Raw genomic sequence first — 12,812 nt, forward strand, 5'->3', positions numbered from 1 at the left:
TTATCATTTAAAATTACCATCGGTAACTATCTTTAACCTTTTCTCCATCTCCTTGATCCTAGCCCTGGAAGTAGAAGGTCCCTTCTGACCACAGCAACATATGCAATTTGAAAACTGGGGGCAGACCAGGAACCGGGATTTTGAGGAATTCAAATCACCAATACTTAATGATTCCAGGTGTTTGAGCACCCTTCTTTTTATTCTTTCATCATCAAAATTTCTTTCATCATCCAGATCATTGGCTAGATATACAGGGGTTTTAACTGTTGAAGCAATTTTTGAGTTACCCCTGGTGGCTATCCTTTCTAAATGCCTATTTTCTATTATTTCTTTTGCCGAAAGGTTTAATTCAGGATCCCTGTAGGGTATTCCTGCATCAGATAGGGCGATCATTCGCTCATCAGCACTGCTCAGTGGTTTGGGAATTTTATTGAGTGATGGGGATGCTATGGTTCCTCCACTTCTTCCCAGGGCTGGTCCTTCACCTATCTCAAGACCAGCGTCAAGGAGTGCGTATCGTACAGGGGCTGCAGAAGTGTAGGTTAAAATAACCCCATCTTCCTTAAGTAAGCTTCTAACTTTGGCCAGGAATTCTCTGCTGTAAAGTTCAGGGGATTTAGTGGGACTGAAAGGATCCAGAAACACCGCATCATAAACCTGGTTTTTGGGAATTTCCATTACTATTTTCCGGGCATCTTCACAGTGCACCCTAATATCGGCATTAGCTGGTATTTCTTTTTCCTCACCAGAGAATGATAGTAACCCCTTATTGATCAGGTATTTTTCAATAGCTTTTTTGATCACCTGATGAGATTCTGAATGAATGGATCCTGAAGGACTGGGTATTATCAAGGTTGCAGCCAATACCTCCCATGATATTTCCACCATATCCATTTCTAAATGTTCTAATTCACCATTCAGAAGGGGTTTGATGATTTGTTCCAGGGCTGCTGAGGCATTGATTCCCAGTCCACTGCAAATATCCAGAATTGCAACCTTCTTCTTTCCCCTGAGATCTGCAGGTTGAGCGAATTTCTCACGGGCCTCACGCAGAGCACCATGGGTGGTGTGCATTGTTTCTATGGATTCATTCATCTTCTGTGACTTTAAAGTGTAGGTGCCATCGGCAGTTTCCACCAGGAAATCTTTAATTTTAAGAGTGGCCCATTCACGTGCATTTCTATCTCCTTTTTTCTCTTTTAAAGACCATTTCCGCACTATATCCATAGCCTCTTCTTCAGGAGTTAAAGGAGTGTAAAAGGAAGTTTCGATTTTTTCCATGGCAATAAAACTCTTAAAATTTTTTTTGAATATACTAAAAACTCATCTAATATACTATTGTTGTACTGATGTTGATTTTTACTAAAATCGTAGTTGGAAAAATCCATAGTTTGATCAAGATTTATTGGGGGCGTTGCAAATTATATCATCTTCTTTAATTTTTAGACAATTCCCAGGGATACAATGATAGATGGAGATGGATGGAATTTTAATGATTTAAATAGGATTAATTAATTCAGGAGGATTTTATTTGATTAAATGCTATTTAAGATCCACTAATTAGATATACATAAATAAATAATATAAAATTGTTAGTAGGTTATATTCTGAAATAAAAATGATTCTTAAATAGTGATGGAAATATAGAGTATACTCTAAACATACAACTACTTAAAACTGCGGATACTATTTTTAATAAAGTCATAGTTTAACAAAATAAAGATTTTAATGTACCAAATTCTAATTAAATATTTAAAAATTAGGTAATATTTTTAGGATAGGTAATATTTTTAGGAGATGTTGAATTGGTCAAGATCATTGGAATTGTGGGAAGTCCCCGTAATAATGGTAACACTGAAACTCTGGTAACTGAAGCCCTTCAATCTGCCCGGGCTGTTGGGGCAGAGACGGAACTTGTAAAACTGGGAAGTGCTGAAATTGAACCCTGCGTTGCCTGTGATATATGTAAGGCAACTGGTGAATGTGCCATATACGATGATGTGGGAGGAATACTGGAAAAAATGGTGGATTCACAGGGCCTGATCATTGGAAGCCCGGTTTACTTTGGAAATGTTACTTCTCAACTTAAAATGTTAATGGATCGTTCAAGACCACTAAGAATGGACTTCAAACTTAATAATAAGGTTGGAGGGGCTATAAGCACCGGAGGTTCCCGTAATGGTGGTCAGGAAACCACAATTACAGCTATCCATGAATTTTTACTCATCCAGGATGCCATCATCGTCGGCGATGGTGCTCCTATGGCCCATTACGGTGGAACAGGAGTTGGAGTTACTGCTGAGGATGAAGCAGGTATACAAACATCACGTAATCTGGGTAAAAGAGTGGCTGAACTGGCCATAAAACTCAACGAATAAACCCCATAAAATAAATTAAATCCTTAAAAAATAGTGGATTATATAGTGCTTGTAAAGAGTTTAACCCACTCTTATTAATATAAAAGATTAGACTAAAATAAACAATTATATATTATTAAATTTAATATAATTCCTCTTAACTTTCAATCCCAAGGGAGAATTAGATTTGAAAACCACTGAACCCCCACAAAATTCATCTGAAGAACAAAAAGGCATATACATTGTGCTGCCTGCTTACAATGAAGAAAAAACCATAAAAGATGTTATGGGTGAATTGATTGACCTTGGTTTCAATTTGATTGTGGTTGATGATGGTTCCACTGACAACACCTACCGTGTCTCCAGGAATTTTCTGAAAAGTCATCCATCCCAGGTAAGTCTATACCGACATCCCATCAACCGGGGGTTGGGAGCCACACTCAGAACCGGGATCGAAGCAGCTGTTTCCCATGAATCAGATATAATCGTAACTTTTGATGCCGATGGCCAGCACCATTCCCAGGATATTCTCCCCCTCTGCCAGCCCATAATTCAGGGTGAAGCAGATGTGGTGATTGGGAAGAGGAACTTCAAGGAGATGCCCTTCCGTAAGAAGTTCGGGAATGTGGTGATGAATATCATCACCCTAATTTTCTATGGTAAGGATGTTGATGATTCCCAGTCCGGTCTCAGGGCATTCAACCAAAAAGCAGCAGGGTTAATGGAACTTCATTCCCGTGATTACGGGGTTTCTTCCGAGATAATTGGAGAAGTAAGACGGAAAGATCTGCGCATGATTGAAGTGCCCGTAACCACTATTTACACAGACTACTCACTCTCCAAGGGTACCAATACCAGGGTGGGTTTAAAAATACTGGCCAGACTAATTAGAAATGTTTTCAAATAACATCTTTCAAAAATAATAATAGATTTTCAAATAGTTAGGGCTTTAAATAATAGAAGTAGGAGCAGTTTAAATAATAGGAGCACGGTTTCAATGATATTATACCAGTACATAGGATTGATCATAGGAATAATTGGCATAATAGTCACTTTTTTAAGATTTAAAGATGGAAAAATGTCCCTTAACATGCTCCTGGTGTGGAGTGCCATATGGATACTGCTAATTGTCTTCTCTATCTACCCTGACACCACCACCTTGCTAGCCAATATTACCGGAATTGGCCGGGGACTGGATTTGATACTGATAATCGGACTCATCGGTTGTTATTATTTTATCTTCAAAATATACAACATAATGGAGAATATTGAAGAGGAAATAACCCATTTAGTCCGGGAAATAGCATTGGAAAAGGGTAGGTCAGAGGATAAAAGGGACGATACTTCCCCTAAAGATAATAAATGATGCAAATTAAGGGACCATAAATACATAACCAGTATAAAAAGGATTTACTAAATTAATTACCTAAAGAAAATTTGATTACCAATTGATTAGATTACTAATTGATTTACTTAGATTGCTAATTGATTTACTTAAGAAATGGATTTATTAAAGATTGAAACTGATGATCATTTCTCACATTTTCTTGGGCTTTTTTTGATCCATTTTCGCCAGACCTCATCCCAGCGTGGATTATGTTTAAGTTTTTTACGACTTTTTAAATTGTAATATAAAATTTTAAAGGTTTCCTTAGTTTTCTTCAGCCAGATGCATGAATAAATCAAGCGGAAAAATGTGAAAAATACCTTATGAGGGTATCTGAGTACTGCTCTGGCTATCACTGAGCGAGGATAGTAACGTAGAACAATTATGAGCCAGTTTTTACTCTGACGGTGCCATTTAAGCACCATTGAATCCTTTTTCATTCCTTTGATTAAATCAGGTGATGAAATACTTCCGGAAACACCTCTTTTATGGTAAACCAGTGCTTTTCCTGCAAGGAAAGATTTATATCCACATAAACGTATCTTCCAGGAAAGATCAACATCCTCCAGTTCCACAAAGAAATCCTCATCAAATAATCCTGTTTTCTTTAAAACTTCACTGGGGTACAGTGCGGCGGCAGCGCAGGAACCGAAGATTTCCATGTCATTAATAATTCCATTAATCCCATCAATCCCATTGACAGTGTTATTTGGACTGATTGAATTTTTAAGAGGAGATCCCATGCAAATATCCTCAGCACCCCACCAGTAACACTCCTGTCCAAGCGAATCAATCGTTTCTCCGCTATCGTTTAAAAGTACCGGTTGGACGCTTCCCACAGACTCATTATTACCGGCCAGCTTTAACAGCTCATCCAGAAAATATTCATCCACGGTGGTGTCATTATTCAGAAGCAGGACATAATCTGGATTCAAATATTCCAGGGCAAAATCCATCCCAATATTGTTTCCACCTGCAAAACCATGATTCTCATGATTTTTAATTAAAATCAACTTTTTACTAAAATCAGATTCAGGATCTTCCTTACTGGAATCTGTTCCATTAACATCAGCCCTGCCTATTTCGTTTTCATCAAATTCTGCTATCTCCACTGGGATGTGCTGGGAAAAATCCTTAATTTGATTAATAGAATCATCACTAGAATCATTGTCCACTAAAACAATCTGAAATGAGGAGTAATTAATCTTGAAAACAGATTTTAAACATTCTAAAGTGTCTCTCCAGTTATTCCAGTTTATAATTACTATGGAAACCCTGGAACACATCCCCTGATTAATGGTTTTATTATTGTTCATGTTCCACATCAATTCATTAAAATCCGGTTAATAAGAGTGACTAGAATCTATATCCCATGAGTAATACTTTATCATACTAGTCATCTTTATCCCTTTTATTACTATGATTATTAATCCATATGGATAATGGAATCAGGTATGGGCCATGAATCTTTAGGAATAACGGAATCATTTATGATTCATGATGCCATTAATGAAATATCAGGATTTTTGTTAATAGGAATCAATTGCACGGTTTAAATGATTCAGTAACCTTTTACCGGAATGTTTCAATGTCCATAATTCATTAACATGTTTAATGGAGTTGTCAGCTAATTTTTCAGCTTTTTCCTCGTCTAGAAATAGTGCGGAAATTTCACGAGAAAAGGAGTATTCATCCCTTTCAGTGAGTATGCCATTGTACTCATGTTTAACACTTTCCCTTACACCGCCTTCTTTCACACCAACAACCGGGGTCCCGCAGCTCATTGATTCTAAGGGAACTAAACCAAAAGGTTCAAGGTAAGGTGCATAAACAACTAACTTCGCTTTATTGTATAATTGAACCAGTTCATCATCACTTACTAAAACCCTTATCCTCAATTTAACCTTTAATTCATGTGCCAGGTTTTCTAAATAATTCTTCCAGTGTGTGTTTACCAGATCAGAAACAATAACCAGTTCAGGGCGTGTTTTTTCATCAATTTTGCCTAGAGATTTCAGGATAAATTCAAATCCTTTTTCGGGTATGCACCGGCCCACTGATAGCACAAAGTTTTCCTTTGAAACATCCAGTGGTTTAAACAAACCAGTGTCAACTCCCAAATAGGAGACCAGTGAATTAATACCATAACTTCTTAAAATAGACTCATGTGAAAAGTAAGAATTTACAACGGTATATTCAGAGTAACTGGCCAGTTTCTGGTCCATGTTAATCATACGAGAACCATAAAATTTCAAACGAAAACTTTCCGAATCACTGGTGGTTTTAAGGCCAGCTTTTTTATAAAGTGTTTGAGAAATCCTGTTCTGGGAGAGAATGGGTTGCTGACAGTAGTAAACATGGGGCTTTTTGATATATTTCAAAAAGAAAGGACTCATGGTGTATTTATCCTGTTCACAGAATACCACATCGTAATCTTTTTTGTTAACCGCCTCAGCCATGTTTTTCTGAGTTTTTTCAAGATCTCTTATGGAAATTTTGGATGGAAAATATTTAACAGCAGAATATAAGAATCCCCCGAGGGTATTTTTCATCTGAAAAGTTTTGAAACTATGGGCTATATCTTTTAAGGATAGATAATCCTCGTCTGCTATTGAAGGTACGTAGACATCAACATCATGATCCCTAGCTAGAAATTCAACATTGTTATACAATGCTCTTTTCGCCCCTCCAGAAGGCAGATTATGAAAAACTGCTATTTTCATTGATATTCAACCTTTAAACCAATATTGGATTAATTATCTATTTTACAATAATTAATTTATGCCATTAGTTTGTTTATGTGATTAGTTTGTGCGGATTTTCTTAACAACTCTCTTAAAAAATCCCCTGAAACCTATTTCTGGATATATTTTAATGGCCAGATCCAGTAGCGGGAATGGTTTTTTAAAGGATTTCCAAATACTCTTAGGTATCCATCTTAAAAACTCAGATTGCAAACCATACCTTCGAACGTAAGGATACAGTCTGTTTATATCAGTGATGCTTAGCCTGGTATCATTAGTTTCTAGTATGGCCATTAAATAAGCTTTTTTTCGCTGGTCAATGGTGAATTCTGGTGTTTCAGCACAGGGTTCCTCGCACATGAAATCTCCATCAACCCATGAAGAATGGTTAAGTAGATCAAAGACATTCCCATTCTCATCATACCATTCCCTGATACTTGTTCCTTCAAAGGGTGTTATCATATTCCAGTATATATGCTCTGGTTTCATTTTCTTGGCATATTCAATGGAAGCTTTGGTTTTCTCCAGGGAATCATCTTCCAGACCAATTACAAAGCATAATGCCAGTGGTAATTTATGTTTTTTGATTAATTCTGCTGCTTTAGTGATATCATCTAATGTTTCACCCTTTTTAATCTTTTTAAAAACTTCAGGATCTCCAGATTCAACACCAATTCCTATTGAAGGGCATTTAGCTTTTTTTAGGAGGGATAAAATCTCATCATCAAGACCATCGGCGCGGGTATTGATGATGGTGAGGGGTAAATTGATATCGCTGTCCAGATATAACTTCAGAAAGTTTTTTACATGATCTTTGCGGAACATGGCATTATCATCATAGATAACCACGGACCCCATGCTCTTAAACTTCACCTTAGCAATTTCTAACTCCTCAATACAATTTTCAATACTTTTAGGCCTCCATTTCCTGGTTGAAACCATTCGCACAGCACAAAAACTGCAATTGTAGGGGCATCCCCTGCTGGTTAATAGGGGGTAAATGAAAATTTCATCATGACCTAGAAATGTTGAAAAATCTGGGAATGGTAATTTTTCAGGATCAGGTGGTTCAGAACGAATAATTTGACCCTTAGAATTAGTATCAGCGTTTTCAACAACATCCACAATGGTGTTCTCAGCTTCACCAATCATAATATAATTAGCCTTATCCACCAGGTCACTGTAATACAAGGTGGCGTGTGGCCCTCCAAAGATCACCGGTTTATTGAATCTGGATATTTCTTGCAGTATGATCTCTGCCTCTTTCATGGTGGCCGTATAAAGGGTTAAACCAATTACATCTGGTTTAAAATCCTCAAAAACCGCCTTTGGACTGGGTGCACTGGGGTTGAATTGATAATCAACCACTAATACTTCATGTCCACTGTTTTTCAACACTGCAGATAACATTGCCAGGCCGATATGGGGTGAATTACTGTCACATTTTTCCCTTTTAGCATTGAAAAACAATATTTTTTTGGATTTATTATTCGAACTCACTTAAACACCACTAGTTTATGAAAAAACTCTTTAATGATAAACATTTTTTGAATAAGACTTCTTTATGAATAACTAATAATTATTTCAGGCAGGATATAATATTTTCAGCTGTATGTATAATTACTAAAAAATATAATTACTAAAAAACCTGTTCATACACCTTCCAGGTTTCACTGGCAGTTTTCTCCCAGGTGAACATTGCAGCTCGTTTCAGGCTTTTATTGGTCATTTCATTCTTTAAATCTTCATTGGTTAATATTTGATACATTGAATCTGCAAAAGCATTACAATCATCAGGATCCAGGGTAAATCCTGCATCGCCAATCACTTCAGGTAGGGATGATGTGTTGGATGTGATCACCGGAAGCCCACAGGCCATGGCCTCCAGTGGAGGTAATCCAAAACCCTCGTATAAAGAGGGGAATACAAATACATCGGCAGCATTATAAAATTTTAATAAATCCTCATCAGGCACATAACCCGGGAAAATAACATGCTTTGAAAGGCCCAGTGATTCTATGGTTTTTAATATTTCTTCAGAACCATACCCTAGACTACCTATTAATACCAGTTTGGATTCAACTCCCATTTTTAATAGTTTATAGAACGATTTAATCAAAAGGAGGATGTTTTTCCTTAATTCCACACTTCCGGCGTATAAAACAAAGGGAGATGAAATACCATATTTCAGTTCCAGTTCCTCCCTGATTATGGATTTATCTTTAATGAATTTGAAGTTTTTACCAGGGGCGAGGGGTATGACCTTTATTTTCTCTTCCGGGATCTTAAGATAGTTAATTAGATCACGCTGGGTGTTAACTGAATCGGTGATAATACAATCAGGCCTGTTTTTTATAAATTTTAAGGTGGGTCCCCAGAATTTATAGAAAAAAGGAAGTTTTTTACCGAACAAAATGGGAATCAGATCATGGACCGTCAGTATTTTTTTAACATTTTTATTTATAAAAAAGGGACTAACTTGAGGGAACATGTGAGACGGTAAGTGGAAAACATCTATTTTGCTATCTTTAAGGGACTTGGATAGGCTTAGGGGATTTGCAATGTTGTGTGGGAAAGAGTTTATAACCACATCATTCACTTTCTGGTAAATAACATCATCTGATTTTTGGTAATGGATTAAAGAGATATTCCTTGATTTATCTGCTTCAACCATAGCGGTGACAATATTGTAAAGGTAGTTATTTATACCAGTCCGCTGTATGTCTAAAATCCATGAAAGCATTCCTATATTCATTTTTTTCACATTTAAGATTATTTTTCATAAATACCCACAAATAAAGCATTTGCTAGGGGATAAGGAGACCCGTAACTTGCTTCAATAAAGTCAGAACCAAGTTCAACCCATCTATTGGATTGAGATATTCTTTTCAGATAATAATTTTCAGTGAAATTTATTTTCCCTGTTTTGAGAAAGTTATCAAGGTGTGGGTTTCCCCCTATGGGTATGGTGACAATTAATTTACCGCCAGGTGCAAGGCAATTTTTTAGATTATCCAGGGCCAAAAAAACTTTTTCAGGATCTTGGGGTTCCTCATCCCAACCCACATGTTCCAGGGTGGATATGGTAACAATTAACCGGTACCGCTTTTTGGGATTGTAATCCACAACATCCTGGTTAATCACTCCATCAACTTTCTCATATTTATCAACAACATCATGACATGTTTTGAAGTAATGGGAAAGAACGTTTCCAACCTCAAGAATCTCATCACAGTCATATTCATCCACATATTTTTTTATAATGGGAATTTCAACAGATCTCTCGTTTCCCCAGGCCTCGTTGTATTCATGGTAAAAATATCCGTATTTTTCTCCATTGAATGTAAATTTACGGAACAACTTGAGGGTTTTGGAATAGGAGTAGGGTAAAATATAATAATGATCATGCAGTGCGCGTTTCATTATATTTTTAATTTTTCGAGAAAAATACGTCAGAATCATGACATCGGGTCCTGGATTTCTTTATAAAATTTGATATATTATCCTGAATTAATATTTATTTATACCCATATATGGAGCAATTCCTTTTAAACTTTCATTGTATAATGAAAGCCGGGTTTTAAATGTTGTAATATGTCCCTTCCTGTTTTTCCTGATTTTTCAATGTTTTTCTGATTAATTTTTGTTGATTAAACTTTTTAACAGTTTGAAATCCTCATTGTCAAATGTTCTGGTAAGAAATAAAGCCACCGCATATGCTGTGAAAACAATTACAAGTAAAATAATGGTATTTAAACTGTTGAGGAACATGAAAAGAATTACCATGATCAAACTTGAAAAAATAATTTTGGGCAAGTCCTTTATCAATTTTTTAAAACTCACATTCTCTGTCTTACACAGAATATACACCAAAAGAGGCACACTCACCAGTTCGGTGATAACAGTGGCAGCACTGGCACCTAAATAACTATATTTTGGTATTAACACTAAATTCAGTGCCACGTTTAAGATAACACTAAATCCGGTGATCTTTGTGACAACGATTTGTCTATTGATGGAACCCAATAAAATACCTGAAAGTCCATTTATAAACATGAAGATGATGGTCCAGATTAGTATCTGAAGTGCAATTATAGATGGGGAGTAAGCAGGTCCATAAATTAGTAGAATTATTTTATTGGCTAATACAGATACAGTCAGGGCAATGGGGATGCTGATTATTAACAGGTATTTGAATGAGCGCTCGTAGGTATATTTCAGGGATTCTTGGGAGTCCTTGTAGAAACGGGACATTACCGGGAAAATAGCCACTGTAAAAACTGAGTATAAAGATAAAAAAACAAAAACCAGTTTATATGCTGCATTATACCAGCCTACAGTTTCATTACCAACCATAACCGAAAGCATAACAGAATCTATGGAATAATAAACTGTTACAAATATCCCTGCAAGTCCATAGGGCAATGCTTCCTTTAGGGTGGGTTTCCAGAAGTCAAAATTAACTTCAAAGTGGGGAATTGAATACTTCCAGAAGTATAGTACCATGGTAAATAGTAGTGTTAGGGCGTTTGTGATTAAGTAAACAGATGCGAAGTATATGATATCTAATTTGAAGGATATCCCAATTATAACTCCAAATAACATTAAAAAACTGTTTATAACGGTGACAACCGAGAAATAATTCATTTTCTCGTATGATTGGAATACAGATGTAAATACTCCAACGAAAGCATTGATTATTACGTATAATGAAATTATGTAGATTATATCTGTAACCAGAGGAGAGTATCCGATTAGGTTAACTGTTAATATCAGCAGCCCGAACATCAGGAAAGATAGAAAGAATCGGATAACTATCACATTTGACAGGTATTTGTCCCTGAAAGAATGGTCACGGGCAAGTTCTCTGATCATCAATGCTCCCAAGCCCATATCAACCACGATGCCAAAGATTCCAGTAATGGAGAGGGCCAGAGATAGAATACCAAATCCTTCAGCGCCCAGATAACGGGCAGTGTACATGGTGATGAAAAAACCAATGATATATGTTATGATCTGGGAAATAAACAGAAATCCCATATTTTTGGCTATGCCCTTAACTTTATTCATATGAATAACCTGTTTAAGTCTGAAAGATTGGATTATTTTTAATATTAGCTCGATTTATCTATTATTATCATTTTTAACGCCTATATTTTAATCGGTCCCAAATTTTATCTTATTGAACATGCTTGATCTGTTCAAATCTGATTTAGATTCTGAAATCATTTATACCATCGGAAATTGCCCTTAATCCTTCTTTTGAAGTTTCCAAATCCTCTTTTAAAAGCATCAATATTATATTTGCCAGGAGGTAGAATATGAAGAATATGCTGAAAGTGGTTTTTTGAAGTCTGGATGCAAAGCGCCACATGAATATCAGACGATTTCTCACCAGGTAATGATAAATTACAAAGTAACTGAAATAACTATCCCATGAAACTCCTATCTTATGCCATATTCGTGCTTGGGGGACGTATAAAAGTTTATACCCATTTTCCCTGATTCTGAAGCAAAGGTCGGTGTCTTCCCAGTATGCAAAATATAGGGGATCAAAAAGTCCCACCTTCTCCAGCACTTCCCTTTTAAACAGAATAGAACAACCTTCAATGGTATCCACAGGACGCGATTGGTCACACTGACCATCATCGACCTGATCCTTGCAGAATCGCTTCCCCCTACCTATGTAAAGGTTAAATGTCTCACCAGCATGACTAATAACATCCCTTCTACCCTTGTAATCATAATAATAAACTTTGGGTGTGACACAGCCAATATTCACATCTTCTTCTGCAGCATTCACCATTTCCAGGAGTAAATTTTCATGGACCACAGTATCGTTGTTTAACACCAGGATGTAATCAGAATCCAGTTTATCTAAAACAAAATTCATGGCCAGGTTATTGCCCTTAGCATAACCATGATTTTCATTATTAAGAAGAAGGATTAACTTTTTATCAGAAGGAATAGGGTTAAGGTCAGTTTTAATATTTTCGGGATTAAGGTATTCTTTTTCAGGAAATTCGAAAACTTCCAGTGGTTTATTCAGAGAATTGTATTCAAAAAACCCAGATTCAACCGTTACCAACCCCTGTGCATACTGTTTAATTTTAGGGATGGAGTCATCCTGGGAAGCATTGTCCACAACCAGGATCTCATAATTGGGGTATTTAATCTGGTAAATGGATTCCAAACATTCCACAGTGTCTTCCCAGCCATTCCAGTTTAAAACGATTATGGAAACCTGGGGGGCGGCCTTATTCTTCATCTGATTTTTATTTCTCCAGCATATCTAAATGTGTAATAATGTTTTTCATCACACTT

At 36.5% G+C, this 12,812-nt stretch carries 11 protein-coding genes; 3 read left to right on the forward strand and 8 right to left on the reverse strand.

All coding sequences use genetic code 11. The features are described 5' to 3' along the window. Positions 1-3: 3 nt before the first annotated feature. Complete coding sequence (locus HY987_RS05145; RefSeq protein ID WP_292756294.1) at positions 4-1,281, reverse strand: MnmC family methyltransferase; 1,278 nt, start codon at positions 1,279-1,281, stop codon at positions 4-6. Positions 1,282-1,805: 524 nt separating this feature from the next. Here HY987_RS05145 and HY987_RS05150 point away from each other — a divergent pair. From HY987_RS05150 to HY987_RS05160, 3 genes are all read left to right on the forward strand, one after another. Next, the gene (locus HY987_RS05150) at positions 1,806-2,378 is read left to right on the forward strand and encodes a flavodoxin family protein (RefSeq protein ID WP_292756296.1); all 573 of its coding nucleotides are present in this window, start codon (positions 1,806-1,808) and stop codon (positions 2,376-2,378) included. A gap of 166 nt (positions 2,379-2,544) precedes the next feature. After that, a complete protein-coding gene (locus HY987_RS05155; RefSeq protein ID WP_292756298.1) occupies positions 2,545-3,264 on the forward strand; it encodes a glycosyltransferase family 2 protein in 720 nt (239 codons plus the stop codon). A gap of 90 nt (positions 3,265-3,354) precedes the next feature. Next, positions 3,355-3,723, forward strand: coding sequence for a DUF2304 family protein (locus HY987_RS05160; RefSeq protein WP_292756299.1), 369 nt, complete (start codon positions 3,355-3,357; stop codon positions 3,721-3,723). A gap of 164 nt (positions 3,724-3,887) precedes the next feature. Here the strand turns inward: HY987_RS05160 and HY987_RS05165 are convergent, their stop codons facing one another. The 7 genes from HY987_RS05165 to HY987_RS05195 all read right to left on the reverse strand — a co-directional run bounded on the left by HY987_RS05165 (position 3,888) and on the right by HY987_RS05195 (position 12,756). Further along, the gene (locus HY987_RS05165; RefSeq protein WP_292756301.1) at positions 3,888-5,060 is read right to left on the reverse strand and encodes a glycosyltransferase family 2 protein; all 1,173 of its coding nucleotides are present in this window, start codon (positions 5,058-5,060) and stop codon (positions 3,888-3,890) included. Between the two features lie 213 nt (positions 5,061-5,273). Beyond that, a complete protein-coding gene (locus tag HY987_RS05170; protein ID WP_292756303.1) occupies positions 5,274-6,467 on the reverse strand; it encodes a glycosyltransferase family 4 protein in 1,194 nt (397 codons plus the stop codon). A gap of 81 nt (positions 6,468-6,548) precedes the next feature. Beyond that, positions 6,549-7,988, reverse strand: coding sequence for a radical SAM protein (locus HY987_RS05175; RefSeq protein ID WP_292756304.1), 1,440 nt, complete (start codon positions 7,986-7,988; stop codon positions 6,549-6,551). A gap of 139 nt (positions 7,989-8,127) precedes the next feature. Beyond that, positions 8,128-9,243 (reverse strand): glycosyltransferase family 1 protein, encoded by a 1,116-nt coding sequence (locus HY987_RS05180; RefSeq protein ID WP_292756306.1) that lies wholly within the window; start codon positions 9,241-9,243, stop codon positions 8,128-8,130. A gap of 17 nt (positions 9,244-9,260) precedes the next feature. Beyond that, positions 9,261-9,911: a hypothetical protein gene (locus HY987_RS05185; RefSeq protein ID WP_292756307.1), complete on the reverse strand. Its 651-nt coding sequence runs from the start codon at positions 9,909-9,911 to the stop codon at positions 9,261-9,263. 213 nt (positions 9,912-10,124) lie between these two features. Then, positions 10,125-11,558, reverse strand: coding sequence for a flippase (locus HY987_RS05190; protein WP_292756309.1), 1,434 nt, complete (start codon positions 11,556-11,558; stop codon positions 10,125-10,127). A 142-nt stretch (positions 11,559-11,700) separates the two neighbouring features. Further along, positions 11,701-12,756, reverse strand: a complete 1,056-nt coding sequence (locus HY987_RS05195; protein WP_292756311.1) for a glycosyltransferase family 2 protein — start codon at positions 12,754-12,756, stop codon at positions 11,701-11,703. Positions 12,757-12,812 lie beyond the last annotated feature (56 nt).

This window comes from Methanobacterium sp. (genome assembly GCF_016217785.1).
Lineage (GTDB): Archaea > Methanobacteriota > Methanobacteria > Methanobacteriales > Methanobacteriaceae > Methanobacterium.